Genomic DNA, 16,909 nt, shown 5'->3' on the forward strand with positions numbered 1-16,909 from the left:
CTTAGCCCTCAATTAGGCGATCCAACGCCCTATAACCCTTTGCAGATAGCCGAATTCCACTTGGCCCGCGGACATTATAAACGCTCTCAACAAAGCCCAAGTTAGTTATAGCGTCTATTGCGGCGCGAAATTCGACCGCCGCCCTTTCTATAGTAAATTTTTCATAAAAGCCCTTCAGTGCGTCATCGCCCTGAAGAACACCCTTATAAAGGGTGTCGGGATCCAAATTCACTCCACCATGAACAGCAATGTATAAAAATATCTTTTTTTCCAGATCGCTCATGGCAAACTTCTCTGAAACTGAAGAACTTTCATCATCGACAGGCCCGACTTCGACTTTAGCTTCCAGCTTTTCTCTTATAGTATCAGTAAGATCGGCATCCTCGATTGACTGAGTAGCTACAGCGTCTCGGAGGGCTGCTTCTTTAAACGAAGCAGAAGCAAGCTCTCTTTCAATGGCGAATTCAGCTTTGGCAGTCATAACAGCGTGTGAAGATCTAGCATTTAAAACTCTTACGCTCTCGGTTGGCCATCTAGCCGCCCAGCTTCCTATTAAGTTCACAAACGGCGTCGCCAGACCGATAACAAGACCATAGAAAACAGGCCAAGCGAAAAGAGATTCAAACGAAGTATTAAAGTCAAAGTACCAAAACTTTAGCAGCACTGGCGCTTCTGAGAAAATCAGAAAGAAAATTGGCTGCCAATTAATCGCTAAAAATGCTAAGATGATTGAGCCAATCAAGTGGCTCTTTACGCGCTGAAGCCATGCATCAGCGCCGTCTTTAAAAACATCTAGCAAAAATCACCTACAGATTGAATAATCCACTGCTACATAAATAAATTTTGATCGTCTAGCCCGACTTATATGCGCATCGAAGCAGCAGCATGAAACAAAATTAGCCAGAAAAAATGGCTAGTGGCAATTAACGACCGGTTACATCATCCAAATACATCCGCACCGCGTCCTGCACCCGCCTAAACCGGTCGCCGCCCAAGTGGACACCGCCGAACCAGCGGGTGACGACGATGATGTGGCCTTGCAGGCCTTCGCGTTCCAGCATGCGCAGGATGACGAGGCCGGCACCGGCCTCTCCGTCGTCGTTTTTGACGGGGCCGTCGGGCAATAGGACCGCCCATGTGTTATGGGTGGCTTTGGCGAATTTCTTATTACGGCACAGAGTTTTGACGAAGGCTTTCGCCTCTTCCACGGACGCCACTGGCCCGCCGGAGACGGCGTATTTCGACCCGCGGTCGGTTAGGGCGTTGGGGATAGTCTTCATGCGCCCTTGATGCGGCAGACCGGGGCCTGCCGCAAGTCGCGTCCGGGCTTAGTGGCTGTAGGTGACGCCGGTGGCGACGGCGCTGGCCAGCGATGCCTCTGCCCAGGTGCCGCGTCCGCCGCGCATGCGGATTTCGGTCAACTGCGCGAGGGCCAGTTCGACGTCGCCCTGTTCCACTAGCGCTTGGCCCATGTAGGACCGCGTCAGCAGGTTGTTCGGGTTCACCGCAAGGGCGGTTTCATAGAACGCCATGCCGCCCGCCATATCGCCGGATTTGCGCGTGGCAAAGCCGCGGTAGGTGATCGCCATGTCGCTGGACTGGTCCTGCATCGTGTCCAGCACGCGCAAAGCATCGGCGTAGCGGCCGTCATAGGCCAGTTCGCGCACGTCGTTCATGCGGGCGCTGTCATCGTTGGTGGACTGCGCGGGCGTCATGCAGGTCTTGGTGGCCAGATCATAGACCAGCCCTTCGCTGCATTGCTGCGTCGTGGCGGTGGGCTTGGGCGGGGCGGTGTCGGCCGATCCGGCGGCAAAGGCAAAGGTGGGGGCAAGGGTCAGGGCAAGGACGGCAAGGCGCATGGGAGAACTCCGATCAAGGTCTGTCGTTCAGGATGAACTGCGAATGTAGCTTGAACCACGGCGCGGACACGGGAAAAGTTTCACGCCAATGTGACCGCAGGTTATTGATGCGTTGGGCAGCGGGGCGGGTATGGTGCGCGCATGAGCAGATCGAAAACCGCATACCCCGTTTACGCCCGGTCCGAACGGATCGCCGATGGCACCATGCATACGCTTGGCGTCGCCTTTGCCCTATTGGGTGCTATTGCGCTGATTGTCTGGGCTATGATGCGCGGCGCGGGTGATATTCCCGCGCTGGCGGTCTACGGCGCGGCCATGATCGCGACCTTTACCGCATCGGCGTTCTATCACCTGACCCCGTGGGAGGCGCTGCGCCCCGTCCTGCGCCGGATTGATCACGCCGCGATTTATCTGAAAATCGCGGGCACCTTTACGCCGCTGGCAGCGATGATCGCCACGCCATTTGCCTATGCCATCCTTGGCCTTGTCTGGGCGCTGGCGGTCTGGGGCATCGCGCGCAAGCTATTTTTCTGGCAAGAGCCGGGGCGGTTTGGTCCGGCGCTGTATCTAGTGATGGGCTGGCTGGCGGTCCTGCTGATCCCGGCGATGATCCGCACCTTTCCCGTGCCCGCGCTGGCGCTGCTGGCCAGCGGCGGGCTGCTCTATACGGTCGGCGTCGTGTTCTACACGTGGGACGGTTTGAAATACTCTACCGCGATCTGGCACGGTTTTGTGCTGGCCGCGGCGGTGTGTTTCTTTAGCGGGATCTGGCTGAGCGTCGCAGCGCTGGCCTAAGAATTCGTGAACCCCAGCCGCGCGGCCGTGCGCGTCACGACGCGCAGGCGGTCGGCATTGGCGGGGTGCGTGCCAAGGAATGTATTGCCCGGATCGGGTATGCGGAAAAAGAAATCCGCGCCGCGCAACGGGTTATAGCCCGCTTGCGCCGCAATGATGGTGCCAAGCGTGTCGGCCTCAAGCTCGAAGTCTTTGGAATAGGTCCGCGCGCCGATGGCCGCGCCGAACTCTGCCGCTTTGCGCCCCACGGCCGGGTCGTCGGACAGGCCGACAAGCTGTCCCATGATGGCTGCCCCGATGGTGGCATTGCGGCGCTGGCGGTCCAGGTGACCTTCGATATGGTGGGCGGCCTCATGGGACAGGATAAAGGCGATTTCGTCCGCGTTCCGCGTCTCGGCCAGCAAGGCGACGGTCATGGCGATCAGCGGGCGACCTGATTTATCAAGCGTTTGGAACGCGTTCGGCTGCGCATTCGGATTCATGTCGATCGCGAATTCGAAGTCACAGTTCAGGGTGGGCGAGCGGTCAAGGCACATCGCCTCTGCCACCGGCTCTATCGCGTCCACTGCTGCAATCAGACTACGGACTGACGCGCGGGCGTCCGGCTCTGCCGCGGCGACAGCGGCGGGCATGGTGTCGGGCATCACGTCTGGAACCACGGGTGCAGGGCTAGCCGTCGTCTGCTGCGGCGCGCGGGCGTCTGGTGACACGGCGCATCCGGCAAGGCTGGCCGCAACAATGATACCGAAAGTCAGGCGAAACATGGGTAGCCTTGCATACGAATGGGTTGCCCCCTGTCTATCAGCCCCGCGCGCCCGCGCCAGCCCCGCCCGGGTGCCGCCGCGCACGATTACGAGAGACGAGCCCCTTTTCGCGCCTGATCTGGCGCGCTAGGCTGGCCCCATGTTTACCATTGAACACGAATTCGACGCGACGGTCGTCACCTTGATCGACGATGCGGCGGCGCACCGGCAAGAGGACGTGACGATCAACGCGTTCGAAGATTGCGTGACCGTGTCCCAATTCGATCCGCGCCTGAATGCGGTGCACACGATTACACTGTCGCTGGCGCAATTGCGCGACCTTGGGGCTGCGCTGGATCTGCCAGAGGGGGCCTATCAGTTGGGGCCAGCCAAGGCGTGATGCGGCAGGGAACGTTAGCGAATGCATGATCACTTGGATGACATGGCGGGATCCGAGATGACCCACTTTGGCGGCTGCAACTGCGGCGCGGTGCGCTTTACCGTGGCAGGCCCCCTGCCCGCGCCCAATGCGTGCCACTGCACCCAGTGCCGCAAGCAATCGGGGCATTACTGGGCCTCGGTCGACGTGGATCGCAGCGCGCTACACGTGACCGGCGCGCCGCACTGGTATGCGTCATCGGAAAAAGTGCGCCGCGGGTTCTGCGGCACCTGCGGGGCGTATCTGTTTTGGGATCCGCTGCAGGGCGACAAGACTGCCGTCGCGATGGGGGCTTTTGATCAACCGACCCAGACCCAGCTAGGCCTACATATTTTTGTTGCGGACAAAGGCGATTATTATGAAATCGCCGACGGCCTGCCGCAGAACCAGCGCTGACGCGTTGCCCTGCGGGGCGCGCGCGCTTATCTGCTGATCAACCGCTGCACAAAGGACCTGCCATGTCTCAGACTAATCAAGCCGCCCTCGATTTCATGCTGACCCGCCGGTCCTATCCGGCGCAGGCGCTGAACGCGCCAGTGCCGGACCGCGATCAGCTGCACACGATCCTGACCGCTGCATCCCGCAGCCCCGACCATGGCAAGCTAGAGCCGTGGCGCTTTATCGTGCTGGGCCGGGACGCGCTGCAAGCGATTGCCGACGCGCTGCCCGCTGAGGGGAAGCGGATCGGCATTCCGCAGGACAAGATCGACAAACCGGTGATGACCTATAGCGGGGCGCAATTGGCGGTCGTTGTCGTATGCTCGCCCAAGGACTCCGAAAAGGTACCCCAGACAGAGCAAGTTTATGCCGTCGGCGGCGTCTGCCTTGGCCTTGTGAATGCGGCGCTGGCCAGCGGCTTTGGTGCAACCTGGTTGTCGGGCTGGTTTAGCCACAACCGCGACTTTATCCGCGATCATTTCAATCTGGCGGACCATGAAACCGTCGCAGGCATCGTGCATATCGGCACCTGCGCCAACACCCCGTCCGACCGCCCGCGCCCTGACATTGACGCTATCACGGATTGGTCTGCCTTGTGATTCTAACGGACTTTGCCAAGGCGCTGGGGCAGATGCCTGACCCGCGCTTTCGCCGCGTGCTTTGGCTCGGCATCGGCCTGACCATCGCGCTGCTCGTGGCGATCTATGCGGGGGTGCTGCTGCTGATTGACGTCGCCGCGTCGGGGCCCCTGACGCTGCCATGGATTGGCGAGGTCACGTGGATCGGCGATCTGCTGGGCTGGGGCTCGCTTGGCCTGATGCTAGTACTCTCGGTGTTTTTGATGATCCCCGTCGCCTCGGCCATCACGTCGTTCTTTTTGGACGACGTCGCTGACGCGGTCGAGGCAAAGCACTACCCCGCCCTGCCGCCTGCCCCGCGCACGTCGCTGGCGGATGCGCTGCGCGATACCTTCAGCTTTTTAGGGCTGATGCTGATTGCAAACTTGGCTGCCTTTATCGCCTACGCGATGTTCCCGCCCTTCGCGCCGCTGATCTTTTACGCGATGAACGGGTTTTTATTGGGCCGAGAGTACTTTCAAGTCGCCGCCATGCGCCGCGAAGGCCGCGCCGGGGCCAAGGCGCTGCGCCGCAAGCATAGCACTACAATCTGGATCGCAGGTGTGCTGATGGCGCTGCCCTTGTCGATCCCGCTGCTGAACCTATTCGTGCCGATCTTGGGTGCGGCGACCTTCACGCACCTCTACCACCGGCTTAATTCCCGACCAGGGGCTGCTGCGCGGACGGCATCCGGTTGAACCAATCCAGATCGCGCACGCTGATCACGCCGGACAGGATGATCGTCGCAAAGATGATCCAAATCCCAATCGCCCAAACCGTCGTGATCTTGGCCTTGCGCTTCAGCTGAGGGTTGGCGGGCGCGGATTTATGCGTGCCCGGCACGACATTGCCGTCCTCGCCCTGCGTGACCATGCGCAGGGGCAGCACGATAAAGAAAATCATCCACCAGATCACGGCGAACATCACAATGGCTGACGTGATACCCATAGTCTTTTACCTTTCGCAGGACGCGCCTGCCTTCTTCTGGTTCTAAGTACCTCCGCCGGAGGCATCGGCTTTTCTTGAAAAGCCGAAAAATCAGACTTCTTCGAGCTCGACCAGCGTGCCGTTGAAATCCTTTGGGTGCAGGAACAGGACCGGCTTGCCGTGCGCGCCGATCTTGGGCGTGCCGTCCCCCAGCACCCGCGCGCCCCTGGCGGTCAGGCGGTCACGCGCGGCCAGCAGATCGTCGACTTCGTAGCAGATGTGGTGAATGCCGCCTGCGGGGTTTTTTTCCAAAAACTTCGCAATGGGGGATGCGTCCCCCAGCGGATACAGCAGCTCGATCTTGGTATTGGGCAGCGTGATAAAGATCACGGTGACCCCGTGGTCCGGCTGATCCAGCGCGGGGCCAACGTCAGCCCCCAGCGCACCGCGATACTGCGCAGCCGCGGCCTCGAGGTCCGGCACGGCAATGGCGACATGGTTCAAGCGTCCGATCATGGTGATCCCTCCCTTGGATTTGGCCAACTTATGACCCGCCAGCAAACGAATGCCAATAAAGGCACTTGGTCGCAGGGGTATTAACCCGGTCTTTACGTTGCGGTGGTGTTCTAGGGGTGACTGAAACACGAATGGGGGCCGCAGACCGATGGATAATATTGACGACTTTATGACCACGCGCGCGCCGACTGCGCAACGGCCCCTGCTGGGCCTGACCGTGCTGGTTGTCGAAGACAGCCGTTTTGCCTGCGAAGCGGTCCGTATGCTGTGTTTGCGGTCTGGTGCACGCATCCGGCGGGCCGATACGCTGGCCAGCGCCCGCAAACACCTGTCAATTTACCGCCCTACGGTCGTTATCGTCGATCTGGGTCTGCCGGACGGGTCAGGCCTGGCGCTGATTGAAACGCTGTCACAAGCCCAGCCGCGCATTGATGTGATTCTTGGCACCTCTGGTGACCAAGTGAACGAAGAAGATGTCATCGCTGCCGGGGCCGATGGTTTCATTGCCAAACCCATCGCCAGTTTGGCGCAGTTTCAGGCGGCAATCCTGATTCACATGCCGCCGGATCGCCAGCCTCCGGGTCCGCGCCTGCTGAATGGGGATCAAGTGGAACCGGATATGCTGGCCTACCGTGATGACCTGTCGCATGTGGCAGATGTTTTGCAACACGACGAAAGCCCGCAAACGCTGGACTATGTGACGCAATTTCTGTCGGGGGTCGCCAACAGCGCCCGTGACCGCGATATGCTAGAGGTTGTTCGCCGCCTGATCGCGGAACGTCAGGCCGGGACTGGTGCCCGGCATGAACTGCAGGATCTGAACGAAATGGTGCAGACCCGGCTCTCCGCAGCCTCTGGTTTCTAACGCTTCGGAATAGGGCGATGGGCGGCCAAGGCTAAGGGATCATCGCCCAAGGCACATCGCAATTACAAAGCTGGATCGCGGGACGCCAGATGCGGGGCGGTCAAAGCGCCAAGGCTTTGTTTTTGCTGGCCCCTTGGATCGAAATTCGGCTTAGCAAACCAAGCCTGATGTGCGGGCCCGATCCCGCGCCAATCGGCATCCGTCATTGCGAACCAAGCCGTATCGCGGTTGCGGCCCTTAACAATCAGGTGGTTGCGAAACAGCCCCTCATAGCTAAAGCCAAGCCGCTGCGCCGCCCGGCGGGATGGCATGTTCAGCGCATTGCATTTCCATACGACCCGGCGATAGCCGACATCAAAGCTCCATCCCAGCAGCAGGGAAAACGCCTCTGTCGCGAGGGCGGTGCGTTGCAAGGCCGGGGACAAGTTGACGTTGCCAATCTCGATATCGCCAGCCGCCGTGTTCACGCTCATCAAGCAGGCATATCCAAGCGGCGCTTTAGAACCGGACGCACCGATCGCAAAAAGCTCGCAGTCGGAACGCGCCGCCCAAACGGCCAGAATGTGCTGCAGACCTTCTGCGGTATCGGGTGCCGCCTCTCCGAGGTAGTCAAAGACCCACGGGCTGTCCGCGATTTGGGCAAACAAGGGGGCCGCGTCCTCTGCGCATCGCAAGGGGCGCAGCCAGCCGAATTGCCCCGCAAGGGTGACACCGCGTGGATGGGGCGGCGGCGTAAAATCGGGCAAGGCCATGCCAAGGGGTCGCGCGTCTTTCGTCACAGCAGAAATCCCGGTGCATTGCCAAGGTCCAGCCCCGGGAACACGATTTGCTGCACCTGCGTCGCTGTTAGCCCGAACAGATCCTGCATCACCCACCCCGCCGCGGCCCGCACGTCGCCGGTTGGCATCAGGTCGCGCCGTTCGAACAAATCCGCCTCGGCCAAGCCCGGCCAGCGGCCAACCACCTGCCCCCCGCGCAGCGCGCCGCCTGCGTAAATCATCGCGCCCCCCGTGCCGTGGTCGGTACCGCGGGTGCCGTTTTCCCGCGCAGTCCGGCCAAATTCAGTCATGCAAAGCACGGCGGTTTTATCCCAGACCGGGCCTAACCCGTCGCGCAGGGTCAGGATCGTTTGCGACAAACGTTGCAGCGTCTTTGCTAGACTATTGGCCTGCGCCTGGTGCGTGTCCCACCCATTGACCGAGAAGCTGGCGATTCGCGTGTCTTCACGCAGGCGGGCGGCGGCGAATTGCGCCAGATTCGCCTCTGACCCTGGCTTGGCGGGTGCCATCATCATATCAAGGTCGTCGCCTTCGGCCGCCATCGCTTCTGTTGCAAGCGAATCTGCAATCGATACGGCCTGCAAAGCGGCGTCCCGGAACATCGCATCATCATGCAGCGTCAGTTCAAGCAAGCGGCGCATTTGCGGCGACAGATCAAACTTTGCCTCTGGTGCCCAGCGTAGATGCGGCGCCGGACCTTGCAGGATCGCCATGTTTTCCTGCCCCAGCGCATAGGCGGTTTCGGCCGTCATCCCCGGCACGACAGACATCATCCGGTTCAGCCAACCACCAGCACCGCCATTGATTTGCAGGCTTCCCGCCTCGAGGATGTCTTGTCCGTCAAAGTGGCTGCGCCCGTCGCGGTAAGGGGTCGACACCGCGTGCATCACGCCCATTTGCCCCGCCTGCCACAGCGGCATCAGGTCTGACAGCCCCGGATGCAGCCCCCAAAAATCACCAAGTCCCAAGGCCTTGCCGTCGTTCAGCGTGGGCCGCAGCGCGGCATAATCGGGATCGCCCAGCGGGCGCACCGCGTCGAGCCCGTCCATCGCGCCGCGCAGCACGATGATCACAAGCCGGTTGTCCCACGGCCCAGATGCCAGCGCCACGGGCGTCATAAACGGGCTGGCCGCAAGCGAGCAGCCCAAAGCGGCACCGCCAAAAAGGAAACCACGACGATCCATGCTCATATCCTTTGAAACGCAGGAGAGGTCAGCACAAGGGCGACCCCGTCGGCCAGACTTTCGGCAGCGTCGGCTGCAAAAATCAACTCTGGCGGCGCGGTGGGACCGACCGCCGTTTGTACGAATTTACGCGGATCGGGCAGCGTGTCGACAAACTCCGCCGGGCTTGCCACCGCCCAACTGATCCGGCCGGCAAGGCCCTGCGGGGTGATCCAAGCCGCCGGCTCTTCGGCCCAGCCGTCCGGGCCGATGGGCTGCTCGAACGGTTGCCCCATCAGGCGCAAAGGGTCGGTCACGTGACGTTTGAACTGCCCATTACCAAGCGGCATGATGCGGTCCGCCCGCACCCCAAGCGCCCGCAACCCGGCTGCAATAAAGGTAAACGGCTGCCGCACCTTCGCGCGCACCGGCGACCACGCGGCCGGGTGCTGCAACATTGCCCCGGTCACCGCCAACAGATCGCCGCCGCTGTCCACAAAGGCCCGCGACATGCTTGCGATCAGATCCGGGTCCGGCGTATCCGACACGAAATGCACCGCAAGCTTGCGCGAGATATGCGCCGCGGTCTCTGGCCGGATCGCGATATCCTCAAGCGCGCTGGTGATCGTCGCAAGCGCCGAATCGGCGCTATAGCGGCGGCCCATAACAACCTCTGCCCCCGGTTCGGCCTGCTGCGCACGGTAGGTGACGCCATGCACAGCATTATAACTAAGCCCTGTCAGCAATTCGGCCATCTGGGTCACGTCAGTCTGATCGTAGCCGCCACCCACGCCAATCAGGTGCAGTTCCAGCAATTCCCGCGCCAGATTTTCATTCAATCCGCGCCCGCTTTTCAGCCCCTGAGGAGAGCTTGGTCCAAGCGAGCGGGTCTGTTCCAAATAGAGCAGCATCATCGGATGCATGACCACGGCCTTCACCATATCGGCAAAGCGCCCGGCCACATGGGGGCGAATGGCATCGGCGATATAGGGTGTCACCAGATGGCGTTGGTTAAAGCCGCGTCCGATCACGGTGAAATGGTCGGCCCAGAATAGGGTTAAACGCTCGCGTAGCCCGTCTTGCGCGGTGACGCAGCGGGCAAGGGTCGACAGGGTGTTATGGCGCGACACGTCTGACAACTCTCGGTTTTTCTGGCGGATCGCTTCTTTTGCGGCGGCCTCTCCGTCCGTGCCCCGGGCCTCTCGGTCTGCTTTGTTCAGTGCGCCGATAAAGGCCAGCGTCGGGGTCGTCGCCTCGAATCCAGCAATCGGCATCAGGGCCGCAGCCTGATCAGGCCCGCCCAGCTTGCCCAGCATGCTTTCCGCGTCCCATGGCGGTTCAATGACCGGCGATAGGCCAGTGCCGAACCGTGTTGCGGCGATGATCGGATCAAAGGTCATAAAGGCGGTCCTGCTTGCGTCGATACGTCCTATCACGTGCAACCCGAGCTGGCCCATCCCCTGCGGCATCACAACCACGGGGGCCTGCACGCCGCACGAACCTTAAGCCATTGGAACTTTGGACGGCTTTAGCACGTTAATGGCTGAACACTGGCTAAAGGGGCCGGAATTTAACGCAAACGCCACGGATTGTCGCCAAAAGCGGCACATCGTTACGTTTTGCAACATCCAAGCGCGCAGATGTGACGCTGTAGTGCTTGCAAGACAGGCCCCTGATCGCCATTTTACACGCAATGATACGACCGACTGGAGTATGCCATGATTGACCGCCGCCGATTTCTAACCACCTCGCTTTTGGGGGCTGGCGGCTTTGCGCTTCCCACTTTGTTGTCCGCGCAAGACGTTGCCAACCCTGACGCCCCGATCGAGGACGTGCCTCCGCCGTTCGATTTCACGCCCAAGCTGGTGCGTCTAGATAATCCGATGCCGCCGGGCGAAATCCACGTCGTGCCTGACGTCTATTCGCTGTATTGGACCCTGCCGAACGGCGAGGCACTGCGCTATTACGTCGGCGTTGGCCGCGACGCGCTATATATTTCCGGCACCTTCAACATCGGGGCCAAGAAAGAATGGCCAAGCTGGACGCCGACCAAAGATATGATCGAGCGTGAACCAGACCATTATGCGAAATATGCCGACGGTATGCCCGGCGGCCCCGACAACCCCCTTGGGGCCCGCGCGCTGTATCTGTTCCAGCCAGAGGTTGGTGATACGTTCCTGCGTATTCATGGCACGAACAAGCCCGACACGATCCGCACGGACGTCTCTAACGGCTGCGCCCGGTTGGTGAACGATCAGGCGATTGACCTTTATGACCGCGTGCCGATTGGCACCACGGTGTATCTGTACGAAAAAGGTCTGCTGCCACGCGCAACCTAAGTAGCTGGCTTAGAACGAAAAAAGACCGCGCCGGATCACTCCAGCGCGGTCTTTTTATGTCTGTGGCATCGCTAAGCCCGAAGGCTTAGCAATTGCGCTTCAGCTTTCCGGCGGCAACACGCGCAGGCGCAATTCGCGCAGCTGCTCGTTCATTGGCTCGCTGGGCGCACCCATCATCAGGTCTTCAGCGCGCTGGTTCATCGGGAACATGATGACTTCGCGGATGTTCGCCTCATCCGCCAGCAGCATCACGATCCGGTCGATACCGGCGGCGCAACCACCGTGGGGCGGGGCACCGTATTGGAACGCGTTGACCATGCCGCCAAAGCGCTTTTCGACCTCATCCGCGCCGTAGCCCGCGATTTCGAACGCCTTGAACATGATCTCTGGGCGGTGGTTCCGGATCGCGCCCGACACCAGTTCGTAACCGTTGCAGGCCAGGTCGTACTGAAAGCCCAGCACGTCCAGAGGATCGCCAGACAACGCGTCCATGCCGCCCTGCGGCATCGAAAACGGGTTGTGTTCAAAGTCGATTTTGCCGGTCTCTTCGTCGCGGGCATAGATCGGGAAGTCGACGATCCACGCGAATGCGAAGCGGTCTTTGTCCACCAAGCCCAGCTCTTCGCCGATCACGGTGCGGGCGCGGCCTGCGACGCTTTCAAACGCCTCTGGCTTGCCGCCAAGGAAGAACGCCGCATCGCCAACGCCAAGGCCCAGCTGCTGGCGGATCGCCTCGGTCCGCTCTGGGCCGATGTTCTTGGCCAGCGGACCTGCGGCTTCCATGCCCTCGCCCTGATCGCGCCAGAAAATGTAACCCATGCCCGGTAGACCCTGCTGCTGGGCAAAGGCGTTCATGCGGTCACAGAACTTGCGGCTACCACCCGTTGGCGCAGGGATCGCGCGGATCTGCGTGCCGTCTTGTTCCAGCAGCTTGGCGAAGATGGCAAAGCCAGAGCCTGCGAAATGATCGCTGACAACCTGCATCTTGATCGGGTTGCGCAGGTCAGGCTTGTCGGTGCCGTACCACAGGGCCGCATCGCGGTAGCTGATCTGCTCCCACGTCTGGTCGACCTTACGGCCGCCGCCGAACTCTTCGAACACGCCGCCGATGACAGGCTGGATCGTGTCAAACACGTCCTGCTGCTCCACAAAGCTCATCTCTAGATCAAGCTGATAGAAGTCGGTGGGCGAGCGGTCAGCGCGCGGGTCTTCGTCGCGGAAACACGGCGCGATCTGGAAATACTTGTCGTAGCCCGACACCATGATCAGCTGCTTGAACTGCTGGGGGGCCTGCGGCAGCGCATAGAACTTGCCCGGGTGCAGACGCGACGGCACGAGGAAGTCGCGCGCGCCTTCGGGGCTGGACGCTGTGATGATCGGTGTCTGGAATTCGCGGAAACCTTTGTCCCACATACGCTGACGCATCGACTTTACGACGTTGGACCGCAGCGTCATATTCTTCTGCATCACTTCGCGGCGCAGATCGAGGTAGCGATACTTCAACCGCGTCTCTTCTGGGTATTCCTGATCGCCAAACACTTGCAGCGGCAGCTCTTTTGACGCGCCAAGCACTTCGATCTCGCGAATAAAGACTTCGACTTCGCCAGTGGGCAGCTTGGCGTTCACCAGCTCTGGGCTGCGCGCCTTCACTTCGCCGTCGATGCGAATGCAGTATTCGGCCCGCACCTTTTCAACATCGGCAAAGGCTGCAGAATCGGGGTCGCACAGCACCTGCGTTACGCCGTAAGTATCGCGCAGGTCGATAAAAAGAATGCCGCCGTGGTCGCGGATACGATGGACCCAGCCGGACAGACGCACAGTTTTGCCAACGTCGGCGGCGGTCAAATCAGCGCAAGTCTGTGTGCGATAGGCGTGCATGGGCGGTTCCTTCGGTCCAAAACGGGTCGCCCCGATACACCCCTTTGCCCTAGATAAGTCAAGCGTAGCACGCCCTTTGTTTATCTGGCCCTGTTCATCTGGCCCAGTAAACTCCCGCCGGAGGCACCTGCTTTCGCAACAAAGCCGCACTCGCCCCTTGCACCCCGTCCCAGCGCTTCTATAAGGCGGAGAATTTGCTGAAATATGGGGGCCTGCCATGCCAAAACGTGATGATATTAAGTCGATCATGATTATCGGTGCGGGGCCTATCGTCATTGGACAGGCCTGCGAGTTTGATTACTCGGGCGCACAAGCTTGTAAGGCGCTGCGCGAAGAAGGTTACCGGGTCATTCTGGTCAACTCTAACCCCGCGACGATCATGACCGATCCCGGTCTGGCTGACGCGACCTACATCGAACCCATCACCCCCGAAATCGTCGCCAAGATCATCGAGAAAGAGCGCCCCGACGCGCTGCTGCCAACGATGGGCGGCCAGACGGGTCTGAACACGTCACTGGCGCTGGCCGACATGGGCGTGCTGGAAAAATTCGGCGTCGAGATGATCGGCGCAAAGCGCGAAGCCATTGAAATGGCAGAAGACCGTGGACTTTTCCGCGAAGCGATGGACCGTCTTGGCATCGAAAATCCCAAAGCGACGATCATCACCGCCCCCAAGAAAGAGAACGGCAAGTTCGACATCAAGGCCGGTCTGCAGCTGGCGATTGAAGCGATCGAATATGTCGGCCTGCCTGCCATCATCCGCCCTGCCTTTACCCTAGGCGGCACCGGCGGCGGCGTGGCGTATAACCGCGAACAGTACGAACACTACTGCCGCACCGGCATGGAAGCGTCCCCCATGGCGCAGATCCTTGTCGACGAATCCCTGCTCGGCTGGAAAGAGTTCGAGATGGAAGTCGTGCGCGACAAGGCGGACAACGCGATCATCGTTTGCGCGATTGAAAACGTCGATCCCATGGGCGTGCACACGGGCGATTCGATCACCGTCGCCCCTGCCCTGACGCTGACCGACAAAGAATACCAAGTCATGCGCAACCAATCCATCGCGGTCCTGCGCGAGATTGGCGTCGAAACTGGCGGCTCTAACGTGCAGTGGGCGATTAACCCCGCTGACGGCCGGATGGTTGTGATCGAAATGAACCCCCGCGTGTCGCGTTCTTCTGCGCTGGCGTCCAAGGCGACGGGTTTCCCGATTGCCAAGATCGCGGCGAAACTGGCGGTCGGCTATACGCTGGACGAGCTGGACAACGACATCACCGGCGTGACCCCTGCGTCCTTCGAGCCGACAATCGACTATGTCGTCACCAAGATCCCGCGCTTTGCGTTCGAGAAATTCGCAGGCTCTGAGCCGCACCTGACCACGGCGATGAAGTCGGTCGGTGAAGCAATGGCGATCGGCCGCACGATCCACGAATCGATGCAAAAGGCGCTGGCATCGCTGGAAACCGGCCTGACCGGCTTTGACGAAATCGCGATCCCCGGCGCACCCGATGCCGCCGCGATCACCAAAGCGCTGGCCAAGCAAACTCCCGACCGTATCCGCGTCATTGCGCAGGCGATGCGTCACGGTCTGCCAGACGAAGATATCCACGCTGTCACCATGTACGATCCGTGGTTCCTGGCCCGCATCCGCGAAATCATCGAGGCCGAGGCCGTGGTCCGCGCTGATGGCCTGCCGACCAATGAGTCTGGCCTGCGCAAGCTAAAGATGATGGGCTTTACCGATGCCCGTTTGGCGACCCTGACGGGCATGGCCGAAGCCGATGTGCGCAGCGCGCGGATCAAGCAAGGCGTCGTTGCTGTGTTCAAGCGGATCGACACCTGCGGTGCCGAGTTCGAAGCGCAGACGCCTTACATGTATTCCACCTATGAGACCCCCGTTATGGGCGATGTGGAATGCGAGGCGCGTCCCTCTGATCGCAAAAAGGTCGTGATTTTGGGCGGCGGTCCGAACCGGATCGGTCAAGGCATCGAGTTTGATTATTGCTGCTGCCACGCCTGCTATGCCCTGTCCGATCAGGGCTATGAAACCATCATGATCAACTGCAACCCAGAGACGGTTTCGACCGACTATGACACCTCGGACCGGCTGTACTTTGAGCCGCTGACATTCGAGCACGTCATGGAAATCATGCGCGTGGAACAAGACAACGGCACGCTGCACGGCGTCATCGTTCAGTTCGGCGGTCAGACCCCGCTCAAGCTGGCGAACGCACTGCAAGAAGCGGGCATCCCGATCCTTGGCACCACACCCGACGCCATCGACCTGGCCGAAGACCGCGAACGTTTTCAGGACCTTGTGAACCGTCTGGGGCTGAAGCAGCCGATTAACGGCATTGCGTCCACCGACCAGCAGGCGTTCGATATTGCCGCTGACATCGGCTTCCCCCTTGTGATCCGTCCGTCCTACGTTCTTGGCGGCCGCGCGATGGAAATCGTGCGCGATCAGGCGCAGCTAGAGCGCTATATCTCTGAGGCCGTGGTCGTATCGGGCAAAAGCCCGGTGTTGCTGGACAGCTACCTGTCCGGCGCGGTCGAGGTGGACGTGGACTGTCTGTGCGACGGCACCAACACCCATGTTGCGGGCATCATGCAGCATATCGAAGAGGCTGGCGTGCACTCTGGCGATAGCGCCTGTTCGCTGCCGCCCTATTCGCTGTCCGACGCGATGATCGCCGAAATCCGCAGCCAGACCGAAAAGCTGGCGTTGGCGCTGCATGTCGTCGGCCTGATGAACGTGCAATTCGCGGTCAAGAACGAGGAGGTCTACCTGATCGAGGTGAACCCCCGCGCATCCCGCACCGTGCCTTTCGTCGCAAAAGCAACGGACTCGGCCATTGCCTCTATCGCTGCGCGTCTGATGGCGGGCGAGCCGCTATCGAACTTCCCGCTACGCCCGCCCTACCCGCATTCGGAAAACCCGATGGATGTGCTGCCGCTGGGCGACGCGTTCACGCTGGCTGACCCGAAAACACCGTGGTTCAGCGTGAAAGAGGCGGTTCTGCCCTTCGCCCGCTTCCCCGGTGTCGACACGATCCTTGGGCCAGAAATGCGGTCCACCGGCGAAGTCATGGGCTGGGATCGCAACTTTGCCCGCGCCTTCCTGAAGGCGCAGATGGGCGCAGGCACGATCCTGCCGGAAGAAGGCTGTGTGTTTGTGTCGATCCGCGATGACGATAAAACGGACGCTATGGCAACCGCGTCCCGCGGCCTGATCGAACTGGGCCTGACCATCGCTGCCACACGCGGCACCGCTGGCTGGCTGAAAGCGAACGACATCCCCTGCGAGATCGTGAACAAGATCTATGAGGGTGGATTGACCATCGTGGACCGTCTGAAGGACGGCCATATCGCGCTGGTGCTGAACACGACCGAAGGGTCGCAAGCCGTTGAAGACAGCCGCGAAATTCGTGCGGTCGCCTTGAACGACAAGATCCCCTACTTCACCACCGCAGCCGCCGCACAGGCCGCTGTGATGGCGATGCAGGAACGCGCGAGCGGCGCAATCGACGTCCGCTCGCTACAGGGTTAAG

Annotated in this window: 18 protein-coding genes; 8 read left to right on the plus strand and 10 right to left on the minus strand. The window is 60.7% G+C overall.

Annotation, left to right across the window (positions count from 1 at the left end; translation table 11 throughout):
- Window position 1 precedes the first annotated feature (1 nt).
- The 3 genes from KBW81_RS11560 to KBW81_RS11570 all read right to left on the minus strand — a co-directional run bounded on the left by KBW81_RS11560 (window position 2) and on the right by KBW81_RS11570 (window position 1,859).
- On the minus strand, window positions 2-742 hold the full coding sequence (locus KBW81_RS11560; protein WP_254247271.1) for a hypothetical protein: 741 nt from the start codon (window positions 740-742) through the stop codon (window positions 2-4).
- 181 nt (window positions 743-923) lie between these two features.
- Window positions 924-1,280 carry a YigZ family protein gene (locus KBW81_RS11565; protein ID WP_254247272.1) on the minus strand — a complete coding sequence of 119 codons (357 nt, stop codon included), beginning with the start codon at window positions 1,278-1,280 and terminating at the stop codon, window positions 924-926.
- 48 nt (window positions 1,281-1,328) lie between these two features.
- On the minus strand, window positions 1,329-1,859 hold the full coding sequence (locus KBW81_RS11570; protein WP_254247273.1) for a tetratricopeptide repeat protein: 531 nt from the start codon (window positions 1,857-1,859) through the stop codon (window positions 1,329-1,331).
- Between the two features lie 141 nt (window positions 1,860-2,000).
- Between KBW81_RS11570 and trhA the strand changes: the two genes are divergently transcribed.
- Complete coding sequence (gene trhA / locus KBW81_RS11575) at window positions 2,001-2,654, plus strand: PAQR family membrane homeostasis protein TrhA (protein WP_090190350.1); 654 nt, start codon at window positions 2,001-2,003, stop codon at window positions 2,652-2,654.
- Here the strand turns inward: trhA and KBW81_RS11580 are convergent.
- The gene (locus tag KBW81_RS11580) at window positions 2,651-3,418 is read right to left on the minus strand and encodes a M48 family metalloprotease (protein WP_254247274.1); all 768 of its coding nucleotides are present in this window, start codon (window positions 3,416-3,418) and stop codon (window positions 2,651-2,653) included. The genes trhA and KBW81_RS11580 overlap by 4 nt on opposite strands.
- A 139-nt stretch (window positions 3,419-3,557) precedes the next feature.
- Here KBW81_RS11580 and KBW81_RS11585 point away from each other — a divergent pair, with 139 nt between their 5' ends.
- The 4 genes from KBW81_RS11585 (at window position 3,558) to KBW81_RS11600 (ending at window position 5,589) form a co-directional block, all read left to right on the plus strand.
- The gene (locus KBW81_RS11585; RefSeq protein ID WP_090190346.1) at window positions 3,558-3,797 is read left to right on the plus strand and encodes a hypothetical protein; all 240 of its coding nucleotides are present in this window, start codon (window positions 3,558-3,560) and stop codon (window positions 3,795-3,797) included.
- 21 nt (window positions 3,798-3,818) lie between these two features.
- Entirely contained in the window at window positions 3,819-4,232 is a 414-nt protein-coding gene (locus KBW81_RS11590; protein ID WP_254247275.1) for a GFA family protein, read from the plus strand.
- A gap of 62 nt (window positions 4,233-4,294) precedes the next feature.
- Window positions 4,295-4,873 carry a nitroreductase family protein gene (locus KBW81_RS11595; RefSeq protein WP_254247276.1) on the plus strand — a complete coding sequence of 193 codons (579 nt, stop codon included), beginning with the start codon at window positions 4,295-4,297 and terminating at the stop codon, window positions 4,871-4,873.
- Window positions 4,870-5,589: an EI24 domain-containing protein gene (locus KBW81_RS11600; RefSeq protein WP_254247277.1), complete on the plus strand. Its 720-nt coding sequence runs from the start codon at window positions 4,870-4,872 to the stop codon at window positions 5,587-5,589. Before KBW81_RS11595 ends, KBW81_RS11600 begins: the two co-directional genes overlap by 4 nt.
- On the opposite strand, the gene KBW81_RS11605 is transcribed toward KBW81_RS11600, so the two are convergent.
- Both KBW81_RS11605 and mce read right to left on the minus strand, forming a co-directional pair.
- Window positions 5,546-5,839 carry a DUF1467 family protein gene (locus KBW81_RS11605; RefSeq protein ID WP_090190341.1) on the minus strand — a complete coding sequence of 98 codons (294 nt, stop codon included), beginning with the start codon at window positions 5,837-5,839 and terminating at the stop codon, window positions 5,546-5,548. The two genes, KBW81_RS11600 and KBW81_RS11605, sit on opposite strands and share 44 nt — an antisense overlap.
- A 90-nt stretch (window positions 5,840-5,929) precedes the next feature.
- Complete coding sequence (gene mce / locus KBW81_RS11610) at window positions 5,930-6,334, minus strand: methylmalonyl-CoA epimerase (protein WP_254247278.1); 405 nt, start codon at window positions 6,332-6,334, stop codon at window positions 5,930-5,932.
- 148 nt (window positions 6,335-6,482) lie between these two features.
- On the opposite strand from mce, the gene KBW81_RS11615 reads away from it, so the two are divergent.
- Window positions 6,483-7,199: a response regulator gene (locus tag KBW81_RS11615; RefSeq protein WP_254247279.1), complete on the plus strand. Its 717-nt coding sequence runs from the start codon at window positions 6,483-6,485 to the stop codon at window positions 7,197-7,199.
- Window positions 7,200-7,261: 62 nt separating this feature from the next.
- Here the strand turns inward: KBW81_RS11615 and KBW81_RS11620 are convergent, their stop codons facing one another.
- The 3 genes from KBW81_RS11620 to KBW81_RS11630 are packed head-to-tail and all read right to left on the minus strand — an operon-like array spanning window position 7,262 to window position 10,541.
- A complete protein-coding gene (locus KBW81_RS11620) occupies window positions 7,262-7,978 on the minus strand; it encodes a GNAT family N-acetyltransferase (protein WP_254247280.1) in 717 nt (238 codons plus the stop codon).
- Window positions 7,975-9,162 (minus strand): DUF1501 domain-containing protein, encoded by a 1,188-nt coding sequence (locus KBW81_RS11625; RefSeq protein WP_254247281.1) that lies wholly within the window; start codon window positions 9,160-9,162, stop codon window positions 7,975-7,977. Before KBW81_RS11625 ends, KBW81_RS11620 begins: the two co-directional genes overlap by 4 nt.
- A gap of 2 nt (window positions 9,163-9,164) precedes the next feature.
- Window positions 9,165-10,541: a DUF1800 domain-containing protein gene (locus tag KBW81_RS11630; protein ID WP_254247282.1), complete on the minus strand. Its 1,377-nt coding sequence runs from the start codon at window positions 10,539-10,541 to the stop codon at window positions 9,165-9,167.
- Window positions 10,542-10,859: 318 nt separating this feature from the next.
- On the opposite strand from KBW81_RS11630, the gene KBW81_RS11635 reads away from it, so the two are divergent.
- Entirely contained in the window at window positions 10,860-11,480 is a 621-nt protein-coding gene (locus KBW81_RS11635) for a L,D-transpeptidase (protein ID WP_254247283.1), read from the plus strand.
- A gap of 99 nt (window positions 11,481-11,579) precedes the next feature.
- On the opposite strand, the gene aspS is transcribed toward KBW81_RS11635, so the two are convergent.
- A complete protein-coding gene (gene aspS, locus KBW81_RS11640) occupies window positions 11,580-13,358 on the minus strand; it encodes an aspartate--tRNA ligase (RefSeq protein ID WP_090190331.1) in 1,779 nt (592 codons plus the stop codon).
- A 217-nt stretch (window positions 13,359-13,575) separates the two neighbouring features.
- On the opposite strand from aspS, the gene carB reads away from it, so the two are divergent.
- Window positions 13,576-16,908: a carbamoyl-phosphate synthase large subunit gene (gene carB / locus KBW81_RS11645; RefSeq protein ID WP_090190329.1), complete on the plus strand. Its 3,333-nt coding sequence runs from the start codon at window positions 13,576-13,578 to the stop codon at window positions 16,906-16,908.
- Window position 16,909: the final 1 nt, after the last annotated feature.

The organism is Loktanella salsilacus (genome assembly GCF_024206795.1).
In the GTDB taxonomy this organism is placed as follows: domain Bacteria; phylum Pseudomonadota; class Alphaproteobacteria; order Rhodobacterales; family Rhodobacteraceae; genus Loktanella; species Loktanella salsilacus.

Coding starts and splice junctions, on each gene's coding strand:
- KBW81_RS11580 (WP_254247274.1), bottom strand. CDS start 3,418: ATGTTTCGCCTGACTTTCGGTATCATTGTTGCGGCCAGCCTTGCCGGA.
- KBW81_RS11630 (WP_254247282.1), bottom strand. CDS start 10,541: ATGACCTTTGATCCGATCATCGCCGCAACACGGTTCGGCACTGGCCTA.
- KBW81_RS11605 (WP_090190341.1), bottom strand. CDS start 5,839: ATGGGTATCACGTCAGCCATTGTGATGTTCGCCGTGATCTGGTGGATG.
- KBW81_RS11570 (WP_254247273.1), bottom strand. CDS start 1,859: ATGCGCCTTGCCGTCCTTGCCCTGACCCTTGCCCCCACCTTTGCCTTT.
- trhA (WP_090190350.1), top strand. CDS start 2,001: ATGAGCAGATCGAAAACCGCATACCCCGTTTACGCCCGGTCCGAACGG.
- KBW81_RS11565 (WP_254247272.1), bottom strand. CDS start 1,280: ATGAAGACTATCCCCAACGCCCTAACCGACCGCGGGTCGAAATACGCC.
- KBW81_RS11635 (WP_254247283.1), top strand. CDS start 10,860: ATGATTGACCGCCGCCGATTTCTAACCACCTCGCTTTTGGGGGCTGGC.
- KBW81_RS11615 (WP_254247279.1), top strand. CDS start 6,483: ATGGATAATATTGACGACTTTATGACCACGCGCGCGCCGACTGCGCAA.
- aspS (WP_090190331.1), bottom strand. CDS start 13,358: ATGCACGCCTATCGCACACAGACTTGCGCTGATTTGACCGCCGCCGAC.
- KBW81_RS11595 (WP_254247276.1), top strand. CDS start 4,295: ATGTCTCAGACTAATCAAGCCGCCCTCGATTTCATGCTGACCCGCCGG.
- carB (WP_090190329.1), top strand. CDS start 13,576: ATGCCAAAACGTGATGATATTAAGTCGATCATGATTATCGGTGCGGGG.
- KBW81_RS11625 (WP_254247281.1), bottom strand. CDS start 9,162: ATGGATCGTCGTGGTTTCCTTTTTGGCGGTGCCGCTTTGGGCTGCTCG.
- mce (WP_254247278.1), bottom strand. CDS start 6,334: ATGATCGGACGCTTGAACCATGTCGCCATTGCCGTGCCGGACCTCGAG.
- KBW81_RS11590 (WP_254247275.1), top strand. CDS start 3,819: ATGCATGATCACTTGGATGACATGGCGGGATCCGAGATGACCCACTTT.
- KBW81_RS11585 (WP_090190346.1), top strand. CDS start 3,558: ATGTTTACCATTGAACACGAATTCGACGCGACGGTCGTCACCTTGATC.